Origin of the sequence: Paenibacillus sp. FSL K6-2524, assembly GCF_038005525.1 — a bacterium.
In the GTDB taxonomy this organism is placed as follows: Bacteria; Bacillota; Bacilli; order Paenibacillales; family Paenibacillaceae; genus Fontibacillus; species Fontibacillus anaericanus.
The window spans coordinates 1091884-1107488 of sequence record NZ_JBBOSP010000001.1 but is presented as its reverse complement, the minus strand read 5'-3'; the positions used below and the strand labels follow the sequence as shown (position 1 = coordinate 1107488).

General features: G+C 46.8%; 20 protein-coding genes and 4 pseudogenes. 11 read left to right on the top strand and 13 right to left on the bottom strand.

Annotated elements, in window-relative coordinates; all coding sequences use genetic code 11:
* Positions 1–100: 100 nt before the first annotated feature.
* From NST85_RS04890 to NST85_RS04870, 5 genes and pseudogenes are all read right to left on the bottom strand, one after another.
* Positions 101–397, bottom strand: coding sequence for a hypothetical protein (locus NST85_RS04890; protein WP_341188694.1), 297 nt, complete (start codon positions 395–397; stop codon positions 101–103).
* A gap of 67 nt (positions 398–464) precedes the next feature.
* Entirely contained in the window at positions 465–995 is a 531-nt protein-coding gene (locus tag NST85_RS04885; RefSeq protein ID WP_327196843.1) for a zincin-like metallopeptidase domain-containing protein, read from the bottom strand.
* Positions 996–1001: 6 nt separating this feature from the next.
* Positions 1002–1304: pseudogene (locus tag NST85_RS04880) on the bottom strand (ArdC-like ssDNA-binding domain-containing protein); the annotation flags it as partial.
* A 94-nt stretch (positions 1305–1398) separates the two neighbouring features.
* Positions 1399–1683, bottom strand: coding sequence for a hypothetical protein (locus tag NST85_RS04875; RefSeq protein ID WP_036684716.1), 285 nt, complete (start codon positions 1681–1683; stop codon positions 1399–1401).
* Positions 1684–1688: 5 nt separating this feature from the next.
* Positions 1689–1871, bottom strand: coding sequence for an aspartyl-phosphate phosphatase Spo0E family protein (locus NST85_RS04870; RefSeq protein WP_036684714.1), 183 nt, complete (start codon positions 1869–1871; stop codon positions 1689–1691).
* Between the two features lie 611 nt (positions 1872–2482).
* Here NST85_RS04870 and NST85_RS04865 point away from each other — a divergent pair.
* Complete coding sequence (locus tag NST85_RS04865; protein ID WP_036684712.1) at positions 2483–2722, top strand: hypothetical protein; 240 nt, start codon at positions 2483–2485, stop codon at positions 2720–2722.
* A gap of 325 nt (positions 2723–3047) precedes the next feature.
* Here NST85_RS04865 and NST85_RS04860 read toward each other — a convergent pair whose 3' ends face one another.
* Positions 3048–3209, bottom strand: a complete 162-nt coding sequence (locus NST85_RS04860) for a hypothetical protein (protein WP_155986584.1) — start codon at positions 3207–3209, stop codon at positions 3048–3050.
* A 375-nt stretch (positions 3210–3584) separates the two neighbouring features.
* Between NST85_RS04860 and NST85_RS04855 the strand changes: the two genes are divergently transcribed.
* The 4 genes from NST85_RS04855 to NST85_RS04840 all read left to right on the top strand — a co-directional run bounded on the left by NST85_RS04855 (position 3585) and on the right by NST85_RS04840 (position 7782).
* Complete coding sequence (locus tag NST85_RS04855) at positions 3585–4685, top strand: GerAB/ArcD/ProY family transporter (protein ID WP_341188693.1); 1101 nt, start codon at positions 3585–3587, stop codon at positions 4683–4685.
* The gene (locus NST85_RS04850) at positions 4682–6202 is read left to right on the top strand and encodes a spore germination protein (protein WP_341188692.1); all 1521 of its coding nucleotides are present in this window, start codon (positions 4682–4684) and stop codon (positions 6200–6202) included. The genes NST85_RS04855 and NST85_RS04850 overlap by 4 nt, the downstream gene beginning before the upstream one ends.
* Positions 6202–7344, top strand: a complete 1143-nt coding sequence (locus NST85_RS04845; protein ID WP_341188691.1) for a Ger(x)C family spore germination protein — start codon at positions 6202–6204, stop codon at positions 7342–7344. The genes NST85_RS04850 and NST85_RS04845 overlap by 1 nt, the downstream gene beginning before the upstream one ends.
* 204 nt (positions 7345–7548) lie before the next feature.
* Positions 7549–7782 (top strand): hypothetical protein, encoded by a 234-nt coding sequence (locus NST85_RS04840; protein WP_341188690.1) that lies wholly within the window; start codon positions 7549–7551, stop codon positions 7780–7782.
* Between the two features lie 200 nt (positions 7783–7982).
* On the opposite strand, the pseudogene NST85_RS04835 reads toward NST85_RS04840, so the two are convergent.
* Positions 7983–8186: pseudogene (locus NST85_RS04835) on the bottom strand (DUF1657 domain-containing protein); the annotation flags it as partial.
* Between the two features lie 177 nt (positions 8187–8363).
* A complete protein-coding gene (locus tag NST85_RS04830; RefSeq protein WP_341188689.1) occupies positions 8364–8510 on the bottom strand; it encodes an anti-repressor SinI family protein in 147 nt (48 codons plus the stop codon).
* A gap of 552 nt (positions 8511–9062) precedes the next feature.
* Between NST85_RS04830 and NST85_RS04825 the strand changes: the two genes are divergently transcribed.
* Positions 9063–9650: a TetR/AcrR family transcriptional regulator gene (locus tag NST85_RS04825; protein ID WP_036684703.1), complete on the top strand. Its 588-nt coding sequence runs from the start codon at positions 9063–9065 to the stop codon at positions 9648–9650.
* 7 nt (positions 9651–9657) lie between these two features.
* Positions 9658–10404 carry a type I methionyl aminopeptidase gene (gene map, locus NST85_RS04820; RefSeq protein WP_341188688.1) on the top strand — a complete coding sequence of 249 codons (747 nt, stop codon included), beginning with the start codon at positions 9658–9660 and terminating at the stop codon, positions 10402–10404.
* A gap of 147 nt (positions 10405–10551) precedes the next feature.
* Here the strand turns inward: map and NST85_RS29265 are convergent, their stop codons facing one another.
* Both NST85_RS29265 and NST85_RS04815 read right to left on the bottom strand, forming a co-directional pair.
* The gene (locus NST85_RS29265; protein ID WP_445671145.1) at positions 10552–10734 is read right to left on the bottom strand and encodes a diguanylate cyclase domain-containing protein; all 183 of its coding nucleotides are present in this window, start codon (positions 10732–10734) and stop codon (positions 10552–10554) included.
* 377 nt (positions 10735–11111) lie between these two features.
* Positions 11112–11711 carry a hypothetical protein gene (locus NST85_RS04815; RefSeq protein ID WP_036684699.1) on the bottom strand — a complete coding sequence of 200 codons (600 nt, stop codon included), beginning with the start codon at positions 11709–11711 and terminating at the stop codon, positions 11112–11114.
* A 336-nt stretch (positions 11712–12047) separates the two neighbouring features.
* Here NST85_RS04815 and NST85_RS04810 point away from each other — a divergent pair, with 336 nt between their 5' ends.
* A complete protein-coding gene (locus NST85_RS04810) occupies positions 12048–12509 on the top strand; it encodes a hypothetical protein (RefSeq protein ID WP_051491350.1) in 462 nt (153 codons plus the stop codon).
* Between the two features lie 65 nt (positions 12510–12574).
* Here the strand turns inward: NST85_RS04810 and NST85_RS04805 are convergent, their stop codons facing one another.
* Entirely contained in the window at positions 12575–12799 is a 225-nt protein-coding gene (locus NST85_RS04805) for a hypothetical protein (protein WP_341191188.1), read from the bottom strand.
* On the opposite strand from NST85_RS04805, the gene NST85_RS04800 reads away from it, so the two are divergent.
* Positions 12779–12868 (top strand): hypothetical protein, encoded by a 90-nt coding sequence (locus tag NST85_RS04800; RefSeq protein ID WP_341191070.1) that lies wholly within the window; start codon positions 12779–12781, stop codon positions 12866–12868. The two genes, NST85_RS04805 and NST85_RS04800, sit on opposite strands and share 21 nt — an antisense overlap.
* Positions 12869–12883: 15 nt before the next feature.
* Complete coding sequence (locus NST85_RS04795; protein WP_051491349.1) at positions 12884–13579, top strand: carbonic anhydrase; 696 nt, start codon at positions 12884–12886, stop codon at positions 13577–13579.
* Here NST85_RS04795 and NST85_RS04790 read toward each other — a convergent pair.
* Positions 13572–14034, bottom strand: a pseudogene (locus tag NST85_RS04790) (transposase); the annotation flags it as partial. The gene NST85_RS04795 and the pseudogene NST85_RS04790 sit on opposite strands and share 8 nt — an antisense overlap.
* 364 nt (positions 14035–14398) lie before the next feature.
* Here NST85_RS04790 and NST85_RS04785 point away from each other — a divergent pair.
* Positions 14399–14626, top strand: a pseudogene (locus NST85_RS04785) (IS1595 family transposase); the annotation flags it as partial.
* 49 nt (positions 14627–14675) lie between these two features.
* Here NST85_RS04785 and NST85_RS04780 read toward each other — a convergent pair.
* On the bottom strand, positions 14676–15563 hold the full coding sequence (locus NST85_RS04780; RefSeq protein ID WP_036684696.1) for an AraC family transcriptional regulator: 888 nt from the start codon (positions 15561–15563) through the stop codon (positions 14676–14678).
* Positions 15564–15605: the final 42 nt, after the last annotated feature.

Here is a 15605-nt window from a genome sequence, read left to right as displayed (position 1 = left end):
CACATCCGAAGGCTTAGCGTATATTTTCGTTAAAATGTTGGCGGGACCCCTTCCTTTCGTAAGGGGGGTCCGAGGGGCTGTCTAGCCCCCCGGCTGTACTTTACAAAACAAGCTGCCGGCCACTGGCTTTTAATTGCATCATGGAATCATATAACGTACTAATTTCTTCGTGCGCATCTTCCCAATCGTCCGCAATGGCCCATGTAATGGCCGCGCCGTCAAAGGAAATGACCACATTCGTTTTATAATTGCTCTCGTCCCGAAACGTAGCGTCGTAAGTATAGGACGGCACCTCCCCCGGCTCCTGCTTGATGTCGCTTTCCTCGAAATCGAACAAATTCCATTCCTGAAACGCCTTGCAAAAAAACACGTAATCCGGATACGTCACCGTTTGCATCGCTGCCCATTCCCTTCCTATTTGGATATGGGGGCCAAGGCCCCCGATTATCGGGTTGCCTTGGCTGCTATTCCTCGCCGTCCATGAAGCTGATGCCCTGCATATAGTCTGCGGCGCGCTGCGCCTTCCCTGCGGCCAGTACAATCATGCGTTGATCGTCTTTGAGCGCCCGCAGCCAGCCGTTAATATAGGCCGCGCTGTTTTCAATGGTCGTATTGTCGATGCCGCAGACGCCGCACATCATGGCCGCGCCGATCGCGGCTATCAATTCTTCTTTGCTGTAATTCTCGTCACCGAATGCGGCCAGCTCCGTAATGCCGGACCGGTTCAGCCTCTTGGTATGGCCGGTCGAATGCACCAGTTCATGAAACAAGGTACAGTAATATTCCTCGGGCTGCTTGTAATCCACCATCGGCGGAACGTTGATCATGTCATCCCCCGGCCGGTAGAACCCCCGGCCCGGCGCGAAATGAATAGGCGGCCGGTCTGCATAGCCGGTTACAAGACGTTCGGCTTCCTCAATAGGGTCATGCTCATACGCCTGTTCGCTGTTCCGTTTGCTTTCCAGTCCTTCGCATTGGGTTGCAATATTGAACACCTTGTAATAGCGCAAAAGCGGTATTTTCTCCGTCTCGCCGGTTTCCTCGTCCTTCTTCTCCAGCCACTTCCAGAAAACCACGATTTCGCCTTTTGCCCCCTTCTTGACGGTGCCGCCCGCCTAGGTGATCTGCTTGAATGTGGCATATTCCCCGGCATCCAGCAGCAGCGCGTTAATGCCCCGATACGGCTTTTGCGTCAAGCAGTTCACCGCCGCGCCGCTTCTCCATGGTCTGCGCCACGGCACGACGCCGCTTTCGAGCAGCTTGACAATGCGTTCCGTCACCATTTCGTAAATTTTTTGGCTCATGATTTGCCCTCTCCTTTATATGTGGTAGAATAGAGGGGCGAAGGGGTCCAATTCTTTGCTCTGGTCCGATTGCTCCCTAAAGCAAACGGGCCTTTTAATATTCGGAAGATAATAAAAACGTGGTCGTGCTGCGGTCGCGTTCCGTAATAATCCAGAATTTCACGCCTGCCGCCGTGTGATAAACCGACAGCAGCCGTTCCCCGATTTGCAGCGCCTCGTCATTAGCGGCCCGATCCTCGTCACAGACATCGCCCCAATCGCCGCCAATATGCCGGGTCAGCGCGGATATGCGTTCATCCTCGCTGACAACTTCTAGCGCGCCCGGCGTGGTGTACACCTGCCCGAGCGGAAATAACCCTCGAAAAACATGAACCCTCATCCCTCTCACTCTCCCTCTTTCAAAGCCCGGTTGTATTTGTTTAGCAGCTCGTCCAATTCTTGTGATTTCAAATACACTTCTTTCTCCATCGCGCCTACCTGTTTCGCAAGCGTGTTCAATTCCGCGCGTACCGCTTCGATTTTTTCGCGCAGCTCGTTTACTCCACGTATGTCCTCACCTCCTATCACGCCGCCAATATCGGCTAAAATCGCAGCGGCTGCGGCCGCATTCCCTTAGCTAAACCACCAAGTTTTTCCCTTGGCCCTGAAACCCCATCCTGGTCCCGCTTGCCGGTCGAGCCAGCGCGGAGCGTCTTCGTTCAAGGTTTGCAGCGTAGGGGCTTCCTTCGTGCTTCCTGGTCTTACGTATGGAGTTTTCAAGGAACAGGTAGATCCTGTATACCGCAGCCGTCGCAGATTTTAGAGCATAGCCGGTTCCTGGCTGGCAAGGGTTTGCCCGTCAGGGATAGTCAAAATTTTTTGAGCGCTCTTCTCAAAAAAATTTGGCTACCCTTGCCAGCCACGGTTCGGATATGCTCTCATGCGACGATTACCGGCTGCGGTGTACAGGATTTGGGCCTTGAAAAATGGAAGGAGCAAGGCCGAACGCGAAAGAATACCCTGCGCTGCCAGGCCGTTCTTGCTTCCTGGAACTCGCTTGCAAAGCTTTTGGCTTCTCCGATCTGCCCGAATCGCTTTAGGCACGATGATGAAATGGAGCGACAGCGAAATGGAATCATGGTGCCGCCCTGCCCCGTAGAGCCATGATGGGTGCGGCAGCGTAAGTGAGAGCGCCCATCATGGCTCGAGCGTTACCCGCAGAACGCTTTGGCATCCCTGCGAGGGCCGTTAAAAATCCCAATGGAACCCGGGCGTCTTTCCAGGGTCGCTTGGGATTTAGGGCCGGTGAACCGGGGGAACTGTATTCCTTCATTCGGATTTTGATGATTTTGGATCCAATGGCCACAAAAAAACGTTCGACGGCTGCAGAAGATCCATTCCGCAAAAAAGCCGAACGATCCGGTTCATGTCAAACGTGAACCGCATAAAGCTGCGGAACAAAAAAAGAGCCACAGCGCAAGGCCGAAGCTCAAAAAAGGGTAGAATAACCGGAAATGACAAACCGCCCCCCTTGGTGCGGCATTGGACGCAAAGCCTCCCATAGCGGTATGCCGGTGACCGTTAGCAAACCCTATGCGTCTACTTCAAGTCACCGGCCTTCCGGAGCGAGCTGCGATCCGTTGGCGCACGATCTATTCGTCGAAGCGTTGAACGGCCTTGTCTGGACCATCCGGATTAGTTTGATTTAGAAGGAGGCTGCGAATCTCGCCCCTCTTGTTCCCGGCGTTTGCTAAGCGTAGTAGATCATGGCCCATAAGGTAAGACGATATAACCAACAAAGCCAGAATAAACGACAGCCATACCGCCATAACCCCACAGCTCCCAGTACCAAGCTATCGGTTCCTCTTCTACTTCTATCAAAAACCGAACGCGGCCGGAGCAAAGTCCGGTAGAAGTCCCAAACATTCAGGTGTGTGAGAAAATGAAGGCGCCTTCTAATCCCAAGATGCGGAAAGTATAACACCAAAAGAACAGAATGAACCTCCGAATCCTTCCCTCCTATGATAGGGGATACCGCATCACCTAACACGGCGCACCGGGAGGCAGTAAAAACGTGGTCGCGCTGCTATCGCGTTCGGTAATAATCCAGAACGTGACGCCGGATGCCGTGTGTAGACCGACACCATCCGCGCAGAGGATTTTTTGTTACTTCTTTGATCTTGGTATGATTCCTAAATTTAAGGGAAGGAATGTATATAGATTCCAATCAAGCTTTGGAGGCATTTTAAATTTTAAGACCAAAGAAACGATGTATTCGAATTTGTTAGGGGACTATTCGTTATGCAAAATAAAACAGGTGCCGCCATTGGTACAATCCCGTTATTTTCAATCATCGCCTTAGCGGTAGGGTTAATGAACCATGTCATGGTCATTCCCTCCTTGTTGCAAGAGGCGAAAAGAGACGCATGGTTAAGTGTTTTGGCCGTGATTTTACCGTATATAATCTGGACGCTGCTTCTTTACTACATCATGAAGAAGACCAATCAGCAATCGATTGTGACCTGGTTGCACGAAAATTATGGAACGATGGTTAGCATCGCATTTCGAGCCTTTTTCATTGCCTACCTTTTAATGATTATCGTTTTAACAGTAAAGGATACAACCGTTTGGACGCATGCTTCCTACTTGCCAAGAACACCACAACTGGTTTTATCCGCTTCGTTGGTTCTTTTATGTTGTGTTGCCGCTCAATCAGGAATTCGATCAATCGCGATTACATCGGGCATTTTGCTGCCATTCGTGGTGGTATTTGGGGACTTCGTCATGAGCGCCAATCTTCCCAAGAAAAATTACTCCTTATTGACACCCGTCATGGAACATGGAGTGGAGCCCGTCCTCAAAGGATGTATGTATGTAGGAGGCGGACTTGTAGAATTAATTATAATTCTGCTATTTCAACATCGAATGAAATCGAACATTCGTCCATGGTCGTTATGTTTATTGGCCATCTTCTTGGTTATATTGGTATTTGGACCCGTTACGGGTGCAATCGCCGAATTTGGACCTTTTGAAGCAGCCAAACTGCGATACCCGGCTTATGAAGAATGGCGTCTCGTACAGGTTGGAAAATATATTCGTCATGTCGATTTCTTATCTATTTATCAGTGGCTATCAGGAGCCTTTGTCCGAATTTCCATCGCGCTCCTTTTACTTATTGATTTATTGCCAGCAAGTCAGAATAAGAACATGAGGCTTATTTGGCTAACGATACTCGGTATCGTCATGGTCTTCCTTGTTGAACTGCCCATTAGCGACATGCAGTATGCCAGTTTCTTGAAACATGTCTATTTACCTTTGTCATTAGGATTGGTTGTAGGCGTATCGCTTTTGTTGTTTATAGCTGTACTCGTGAAAAATAAAACGGGGGTGAGTCGACAATGAAATTTCGCCGGTTTTGGAAATCCCTATTGAAGAATGGAACAAAGAATACGCCGTCTTTAGAACGATCTGTCGCCATGCCCCAAAAGGACGAATGGTCACCAGAGGGGTTTCGCTCATTATTTCGTCATTGTGCGGATGTGAAGATGGATAAGTATGACTTCGGTGATGCTGAAGCTTTGCAAACGGTACACCTTATCTATTGCGAAGGTTTGGCGGATATACAGCAAATCAACGAATACGTGCTTCCGAGATTGGAAAGTATGTTGCATCATTCGAAACCCGGCATGGAGTTCGATAAAAGGCTGGAATTAACCCCAACCGATCAGACCGGGGATATGATAACACGCGTGTTTTCAGGTCAACTCCTTATTTATTTTTCAAAAAGGAATACTGTCTATGCATTGGATATTGCTTCTCCCCCTCATCGAAGCCCTTCGGAATCAAACACAGAAATATCCATAAAAGGGCCGAAAGACGGCTTCGTGGAAGAAGTAACAACCAACGTGGCCTTGATACGAAAACGCCTTCGCACCAATTCTCTTTGCTATGAACAATTTACAGTTGGAAAAAGGAGCAATAGCAAAGTCGCTTTGCTCTACATCGAAGATATCATTCAGCCTGACATTGTTAAGGAGGCGAAAAACCGGTTACAGCATATTGACATAGATGCCTTATTGGGAAGCAGCCAATTGGAAAAAATCATTTCCGATAATTCGGTTAGCTTATTTCCTTTGCTGGATTATTCCGGTCGCCCCGATTATGTGGCAGACTGTCTCATACACGGACGATTCGCCATTATTGTCGATGGGGCCCCTCATGCCGTTATTGGACCAGCCAATTTAACACTGTTATTAAAGTCACCTGAAGACGCCTATTTCCCGTTTTATTATGCTTCTTTGGGAATGTTTTTGCGTCTAACGGGTCTTGTAGTGTCATTGCTTCTGCCGGGTTTTTGGATTGCACTTTCATCTTATAATATAGAACAAATACCGTATCCGTTTGTAGCAACGATCGCGCTGTCAAGAATAGGGCTACCTATGAATGGGGCCATTGAGGCTTTTTTAATGATCTGGATGTTAGAGCTCTTCCGAGAAGCCGGAGAGAGACTGCCGAAAGCGGTTGGCCAAACGGTAGCCGTTGTTGGAGGAATTGTGGTTGGGGATGCAGCGATTCGTGCCGGTCTTGCCTCAACGACTTTACTTGTCGTAGCGGCCATAACCGTAGTTTCAAGTTTTACATTGGTCAATCAATCGCTTGTGGGTTCGGTTAGCATCATCCGATTTTTTGTATTGATTTGTTCGTCGGTGCTGGGCATGTACGGATTTATTTTGTCTACGATTGCGGTTGTTTTGTATCTTTCGCGGTTGGAGTCCTTTGGCGTACCCTACCTTGCTCCCTTATCTCCCCTAACCTGGAGGGACTTTATTGCGGCGGTTATCCGAAAACCGTGGAGCAAAATAAATCGCCGGCCTGAAATATTACATACGAAAGATTCCACGAGGAAAGGTGATTCCTAATGGCGAAATGGAAAAAACTCACTTCCCTTTTTTTGATATTCCCACTTCTTCTAACTGGCTGTTGGGATATGAAGGATATTCAAGATGTTAATTATTTAACGAGTATCGGGATCGATTATGCCAACGATCAATATACCGTTTATGGGCAATTGCTGGACTTCTCGAGCGTTGCCAAAATGGAATCCGGGAAGCCAATCCAGCCAATTCCCGTGTGGGTCGGCCAAGGCAAGGGGGAAACGACAATTAGTGCCGTTAATGATTTGTACCGCACATCGCAGATGCGCATTTTTTTCGGTCAAATTATCGCCGTTGTTGTAAGTGAAAACGTATTGAGAAAGGGATTAAAGGAGATCGATGAACTGCGGCACCGCTATTATGAAATGCGCTACACGCCATGGTTTTTTGGCACTACAGAGCCTCTAGACCAAGTTTTTGCGGTAACTCCTTTTTTTAGTCTATCACCGCTTATGTCATTGCTTCATCAACCGCAGGAGAATTACAAACAGGAATCAGTCATTTCCCCGTTAACCACTAGGGAGTTCGTGTCCGATATCCACGAACCTGGGAAGACGACCCTTTTGCCTTCTTTAGCAATTTCCGATCGGCATTGGAAAAAAGATAGAAGTCGGCATTCGATGCTTGAAATGGATGGCGTTTTCATTTTCCAGGACGGAAAATATCAAGGACGGCTAGGCATTGAAAGTATTCCTGGACTTCGTTGGGTGAACCCCAACACCCAACGCAGCCCTTTAATTATTCGAAGTAGTGGAAAGCCTCAGGTTGCATTGTCGCTCGAAAATCCAAAGATCAAAATTATTCCGCAAGTCCAGGGAAAGGGCGTTACGTATACGGTCGATGTAAAACTTTCGGGAAATGTGAGTGAGATTATCCAACCGATGTCTGAACAGCTTATGGAAGAAAAAGCGGCAGAACAAGTCAGAAAAGAAATCCAAAAAACCTTTGAGAATGGGCTTGAAATCCATTCCGATCTTTTACAACTGGAACATGCGTTGTACCGACAGCAAAATAAAGATTGGAAAAGGAGCTATTCCGAAGGTGGTTTCAACTTAACAACGGAATCCCTGCAAGAGATTAAGGTTTCGGTAAAATTGAATAATGCAGGGAAACTAAAAGCACCCTGAATGGCAAACACGGACCAAATACCGAAGACAATTGGCATTGAGGAACTGTCCTTCAGAAGTCTCAGAAAAAATAGCGAAGGAAGTTCCCCCAGTCAGGTGTAAATGTTCGACCAATTGGAAAGAATAGGAGTATCCCTAGCTATGAAGAAAGAATCGGTTACTCCAAACCACACAATATTAACGCATATAAGGAGTCAATGCAAAATGAGTTGGAGTCAAAAATGGTTATGTATATTGATTCGAATTCGTATCGCTTTAAACTGGATTATTGCGATATTCTTCGCGTTCTGTTTTGCTATAACCGGAAGAATGTATATGTCAAGCTTTCCGGTTTCCTATGTCTTTGTTATATTTACCTGTGTAGTTGAAGCAACCGTAATTTTACCTTATTTTCTCGAATCCATCAAAAATGCAGAATTTAACAAAGAAGGCGAATGAAGTTAACGGTACGGGGTAGTTCGTATCAATGGTGCCTCGATCAGGAAGTCCAGCTCAAGTTAAATAATGAGTACGTCGGAGTAATTTGACATTAGTATTACCCAAGCGTATATAAAATGTTGGCGCGAACAACAACCGCGTTCAGCTCAATAATTTAAGGTTAAATCAGCCACGTGGGATTCCACATGGCTGTTTTTGTTAAAATCCTTTATTTGCGGTTCTTCTTGCTCAATTTGGTGTACACGGGGCATAACTTGGTCGATAATATTCTGTGTCTGTTGTGCCGCATTTGTAAATAACGTCTTTGCTTCTTGATTTTGAGTACCTAATGCAAAAGTTTCAAAACTGGCTTGAGCACTTTTCATGGAAGCTACTGCTGTTTTTAATTGAGACGCTACGGTCATTCCATTTCACCCCCCCGTATACTTACTTAATATAACGAAATGGAGTAAAATTCATACAACTTTTGCGTCTTTCCTTTCGACCTTCTAAGCACTTACTTCTTGATTTAACCCGGATGCTTTTAGGACGGAGCGAAACGGAGTGGAATCATGCTTCGCCTGCTCGTTAGAACATGACGGTTAATGGAGCGCCAGCGGAAACGCCTGGACTTTCTTGGCTTGCCAAATGAATCGCAACACCTCTTCCTTCGTCATACCCATGTTACGGGCTTCAATCATTAGGTTGATCCAATCTTCAACAAGAACTTTATGGGGTCCCGCCAACATTTTAACGAAAATATACGCTCAGATCGGCTTAGCGTTTTTTCTTACTCTAGGCCCGCCTACAGTCACACTGGACCATCGGTCATTCAACTTCCTGTTCTTTCAGCAGTCGAAATCAATTGAGAGACGTGTTCTGCCTAAAATTGAATTGTATTCGCCTAAGAAATTGATATGCTCCCATCCGAGGGGAGAAATGTGGTTTAAAGTTAGTTCTTCCTGAAGTGAATATTACGGTGTGGCAGAGCCACTTGGTTAATTAGTGAGAGCCATGATGTTAACGTAATAGAGCCATCAAGTTAATAAGGAGAGCCATCAGAATATGAGGGCTCTCCCATTTACAATTCAACTATAGTCTCCGTTCGCTTAATGCTGCTACCGCCGCACACCCCGCCGCCTCCGAATCTGTCTGCCTGGAGTTTTGTTTTTGTTCAGTTCACTAAAGAACTTAATAACTTTATTTTCTTTCGCCAACAGATAATTTGCATATCGCCGCCCTTCGTGTTACGATTCTTATATCGACATATTTGCAGGTCTATAAAAGGAGGTTCACGTTCCATGTGCCCCCGTACCAAAGAACAAAATGAGCTGATACGTATGCAGCGCAGAGAACAGATCCTGGACGCCGCCGCGCACGCCTACTTCCGCACGGGTAGCAGCTCTGATATTCGCGACGTCGCCCGCGAGGCCAAACTCGGTTACGGCACGGTATACCATTATTACCCCAACCGGCATTTATTAATCGAAGATGTGCTGGGCAGCGGCTTCGAGCGATGCGAGCAAGCCCTGGCAGAATGGGCAAACATCTGCGGCGGCAGCCCAGATGACAAGCAGCTTTTGACGTATTGCAAAGCGCTGCTCCGGCTGTGGCAGTCGGATGCCCGCGCATATCTCGTCTACAAAATGGCGGCGGAACATTATGCAGGCTTGCCTGAGAAGGATCGGCCCCCCGCCAAGAGACGATTCATGGAACGGCTGTACGTTCCACTCCAATCGATCGCCCAGCACGAAGACGACAGCGTCGACCATATGCTTGCCGTGCTGGTCGGCTGCTGCGGGCTGCACTACTATGCGGGCACTTCCGACGAGCTGGACGTCGATCGAATCGCCCATCTCGCGATGCATGCTATCACGAAGGAGTCCTGATACAAACATGATCATCCTAAAAAGCAAGCATGAAATTGAGGCTATCCGCAAGGCATGCCAAGTGGTAGCCGAATGCCATCGCACGATCGCCCCGCTCATCAAACCGGGCATCACGACGAACGAGATTGAGCGCATATTCGAGGACATTATTTTGAAGCACGGCGCCAGGCCATACGAGAAGGGCTACAAGGGTTATCCATATGCGACCTGTGCCTCCGTCAACGACGTGATTGCGCATGGCTTTCCTAGCGATAAGCCACTTGAGGAAGGCGATATCGTGACGATCGACACGGTCGCGGAGCTCGACGGATGGCTCGGCGATTCGGCCTGGAGTTATGCGGTCGGGAAGATCTCGCCGACGGCCGAGAAGCTGATGCGCGTCACGAAGGAATGCCTTGACCTCGGCATCGCGCAGGCGAAGCCCGGCAATCGGCTCGGCGACGTGACGAGCGTGATCCAGCGGCATGCAGAATCGCACGGCTTCGGCGTCGTGCGCGACCTTCTCGCCCATGGCATCGGCCGGGACTTGCATGAGGAGCCGACTTATATGCATGTCGGCAAGCCCGGCAAAGGCCTCCGCATCAAGGAAGGTATGGTGTTCACGATCGAGCCCATGATCACTGAAGGCACCTACCACATGACAATCGATCCGGACGGCTGGACCGCGCGGACGCTGGACCGCAAGCTCACCGCCCAATACGAGCATACGATCGCCATCACGGCTGAAGGTCCACAAATCCTGACCGCGCAATAGAATAATTAGAGGCCAACCACGAGATGGGCGACTTCTTTTTTGCGCATTCGGATAGCATCTTTCTTCATCCGAAACATGCGTTGATCCCCTCACTTATAGAGCTCAAAGGCATTTTCCGGATATGGCTGGCTCCGATATTAAGGTAATCTATAGCTCGTTCCCATCTTCAAGCCGAAGTAGGTTCGCGGACAGCGTATCCTCAAGGATCGTGATGAGGATGCTCGCCTGGGCGCGATCATATGCCAGTACGACGAATTCATCTCCGGCGAACCGCGCGACAAAATCGGAAACGCGGGCTGACTCGGACAATAACCGGGCCAGATGACGCAATGCAAGGTCTCACACAATAATGGTCATGGGTGTCGTTTAATCGAGCAATTTTGTCCTTTATTTCGATCGCGGTTCCATTGCGTTATTGTTATTCTGCCCGCTAGTTTAGTCCCATACTGGCTCTCGCGATTAACGTAGTGGCTCTATTATATTAACAGGGTAGCTCTCATTCAATAACTCAATGGCTCTAGGGCACCGAAATATTCACTGATGCTTTCCTTGCTTTTTGCGATGTTCTGTTGCTTGCTGGAAAAAACCTGTATTCGGAACTCAATTGCATTGATGATAATGTTCAATGCGCTGGCTTGCAGAAGAAAAGAAGAAAGGGTAGACCATCGGATGTTTAACAATTCCGAGGTGTCTACCCTTTTTCTATCTTAACGGGTTACAGGTTCGAAAGCGTCAAAGCTTTGTAATTCGTAAAGATGTCTTTTTGCCACTGTCCATGCATTGGGTTTTAGTTTAGGGGGATTTAATTGCATTCTTACCGTACTTAACGAAGTCAGTGCACCATCAATGTGGGAGACTCCCTTGTCGCGTTGTTCAATGAATTTCTCAAATAATAGGGGACTACGACTCTCCATGTATTGCCTATAACAGTCCATACTTTCTCCCAACTCTTTGAAGCCTGTAGAAAAGTATACTTTGATATGCCCCAACGATGCTTTTATATCGTCTGGCAGGGTGGAGGGCACCTTTAGTTTAGCGAAGGCTAGGGAAGTCCTACCAAATGTTTGACTTGCCGATACAACAATTTTATGCAGATTTTTCACACCCAATTTCCCATCAAATTCCCCATTCAGTTCATTCAACGGTTCCATACCGGAGTCAAGAAGGTCATGGAGCTTCCTTTCAAAAGCCAAAAACACCTGCTGGTTTGAATCGTTTAGGTTTTCAGCGAAGGCATAAGAAGGTACGCAAATAATGAAAGCAGCGCAGAGCAAGAAGGCTGTGTATTTATTTAGCAAATACTGCATCGTGGAAACCTTTCTTTTGAAAACCAAATAGCCGAAAATTTATCCAGAAAATCCACAAGTTTTACTATATTGACCTCGTCCCTTCTATAGTTAGTTGATAATTATTGGCAAGGCATTTACCGTTCTGGGATAAAATCCTCATCCCTCCCGCCAGAGAGTTGTAAAATGAAATTCCCTGGGTGCTGCAACATAATTCACTTATTCGCATTTTTTTCTCTGGTGTAGATTGTGTAATTACAAATAAATTATACGGTTTTTGTATTTCGAACCGAATAAATGTGGTGGAATCTCTCCATCATAAGGAGAATTAAGAGATGTTTGGGGAGGCTAACGTAAGTGAAGAAAGTATTAATGACCATACTGGTGTTTGGATTGCTCTCCGCAGGTAATATTCAAGCTTTTGCTTTACCTAAGGCTGATTTGTTTGAGATCAAAGAAGGCAAGGCTATTCTTGAATTTGAGAATTCCGCTGTGATTCAAGATGAGGTAAAGTTATGGCTTCGATCCATCACTGGCTTTACGAATAGAACAAACATTTTGGAATTCCAAAATGGTTATTGCCTTCGAATTCCGATATCCCCTATGCAAGTGAAAAATAAATGGATTGATGCGTCGATTCAAGACGTTTTCTTAATGTTGGATCCTACCCACAAACCCGTTCTTCTTATTTTTGATGTTAATTGGCCGAAACGATATTTCGTGGATTTTTCTCATGATATCCGCCCCTTTTTGAAAAAGTTAGGTATATGGGAAACTGTGAAATCTTCGTTTCCACCACCTACAAAAACACCAAAATGATACCATAATACAAGGAGAATAGTGGCACATTTACGCTTGTATTTTTGCATGAAACAAATTAACGACTATGCAGCGCATATCAAACGGAATGGTCTCCTTATTCGAATGACCGCTATCGGACAGGGCTTGCCAATAGACTCGGCGAGCAGAAGTTGTGCGACAACAATTGCATTGTCCAAAACGGAAGGGAAGTATTCCGTTGGGTGATGCGAACCATTCCCGATTCGATTCATCAATTGATTAACAAAAGTAATCAGACTATAAATGATGTGGACTGGTTTATTCCCCATAGCGCGAATATGCGACTGATTGAGCCGCTTTGTGAGAAACTGGAGTTCCTAAAATTATTCAAATATTAATTGGAGGCCGTTGTTGTGTCAGTGAAGAAGTCCCGCAACCTGCTCTGTTTGATCGTATGGATGAGTTTGCTGTCGGGCACAGGATGTCACCCATTGAATCAGCCTACTTTCGGCGAAGAGATAAAGCAGGAAATGAACCCTGCACAAGCAATTCGACTTTTAGTAGAAGGAAATCAACGATTTGTTACGGGGCATTTAGCAGAAAAAGATGTGATTCAAGATCGGAATCAGCTTATCTCCGAAAAAAAACCAATTGCTGTCATCATTAGCTGCTCCGATTCACGGGCAGCACCAGAGATTGTGTTTGATCAATCACTGGGAGCTCTCTTTGTGATTCGAGTTGCAGGAAATATCGTGAATGATGATGTCATAGGAAGTGTCCAATATGCAGTGGATCATTTTAACGTTCCACTGGTGTTAGTTTTAGGGCATGAGAACTGCGGCGCGGTTATTGAAGCATTAAATAGAAGGAAACATCCTGCTTATTTACAATCTATTGTCAATAAGATTGAACCAGCGGCTGAAAAGGCGATATCCGCTGGATTAGCCAAAGAAGACTTGATTGATCGGGCTGTCATTGAAAATGTCAAATTGGTCGAGGAAGAATTACATGAACATTCAGCACTTAACGAGAAGTTAGCGAATGGCGATTTGAAAATAATCGGAGGTGAGTATCACCTGGCCTCAGGAAAAGTGACCTGGCTTAAATAGGGATTGCTGAATGGTTCTTCAGGAAATTCCCGGCGATGCGACGGCGAGACAGCAACGTGAAAATAAGGCAAAAAAGAACACGGAGCCTGAGCTCTAGGTTCATCACCAGCAGTTGCAGGATAATCACCGATTCGCTTGTCTAGACGAAGCGTGCGCGAATACAGCCAAGCCCATATTTGCGCTTGCCTTCTCCAAACTTGCCTTCAATCGCGTTTCGTTTGCCGGTGTCCTGCTTGAGGATGCTTTTCCTCGCTTGTCGACCCGTTCTTGGGCTTGCGTCCCAGTGCCGGGCCGCATAGCCGAATGCCCTTCTCCTTGCGGAATTGACAGTTCTCACGCGTGCGGTAGAGTAGATTTGTTCCGCTTGAAAGACAGCCGGGTAAGCAGCCCATGCGCTCACGGTAATTCCCCAGTACGTCAATCAGCGTCGTGCTCTCGTTGAAGTTGTCCCATGTTTTGTTACACTCACAACTGAAAAAGTATGAAGCCATTTCGCAAAACTGATTCCCTTTAATTACATTTACTTTGTGGATTGTGTCAGCTTCGCTGGTATTCCGCCATATAAGCCACCGAGGAACGGGCGACAGCTAGAACCGCTCATTGATTTCCTCGTATTCCTTCACTCGCCGGTAAAACGTTGTCTTTCTCATACCGATCTGACGCATAGCCTCCGTCGCGGTGGGAGTCGAACAATGTTTCGTTATCCAAGCATACGATGTCCGCGCTTTTGGCGCGGCACCTTTTCGTTGAAATCGTTCAGGGTCATAAAATAGTTTAGCCCCTTCCCTACTATACTACTCCTCGATACAAACCCTACTATCTCTTCGCAAATGTGCGAAGATCGTCGGCATCTCTTTACAAACCTCATTCGAATGGCGTCATAAGATCCTGCATGCCTTATCTCAGATGAAAACTCAGACGCTTGAAGGCATCGTGGAGGCGGACGAGACGTACGTTCTATATTCAGAAAAGGGAAAGCGTACGCTTCCGCGTAAACCCCGCAAACGCGGAGGCGCCGCAAAGAAACGCGGGATATCGGATGAACAAGCACCACGCACTCCACATGCCTTAAGTGTACCCAAAAGATGCCAGCTTTCTAATCCCTCGCGCTTTCGAGTCGTCTTAGTTTCTCAGTATCCCGGGCTGGAGATGAACCGAAGAAGCGGGAGTACTCTCGATTAAACTGTGAGGGACTCTGATAGCCAACTTGATATGCGGCACTGGCTACTGCATAGCCCTCAAATGCAATGAGGTTTCTAGCCTCCAAAAGCCTTAATTGCTTTTGAAATTGAATAGGACTTAAACCCGTTGCACGTTTAAACTGACGGTGAAAGGTGTTTATAGCCATACCAGATTTTAATGCCATCTCACCGATGTCTATTGGCCTCATAAAATTATCGCGAATCCATTTTACAATATGAGAAATCTTTGAGAAATTACTTTCCCGCAGACCAAGTTGCCTCAGGTACCATCCTTGTGGTCCCATCAGAACGCGATAAAGGATTTCGCGTTCATAAGCCGGTGCAAGAGCTGGAATATCTCTTGATGTATTCGTTAATCGTAATAAGCGCAGCCATGCCTCCATAAATTCAATGTCTATTTCACAAGCTGCGAAATGCTGAGAAGCAGTTGGTATTAGATTTTCAGGAAGATCTCTTAATAAACTCTGAAGAACATTCTGATTCAACTCAAGACCAAGGGACATGTAAGGACGGCCATCACGGTCTGGATGTACACTCGCCGTTGCGGGAACATGTACCGGTAACACGTAATACGAGGGCCCTTCCAGGGTAGTGCTACTCCCCCCGATTGAAAGAATCTTTGTTCCTTGAACCGTAAAACCAATCATCGGCTCGTAGAGCGCTGCGAGTTGATGTGCGGGAATGTCTCCCTTAATCATGCTTAGCCCCGGTACTCCGGTTTCAATTGGTCGAGTGCCTGCACTTCTCATTAGATCAATAATTTCATCTAAAACTTTATTCATACACTTATTTTATCACATGACTTTTTATGCCTCAACACAACT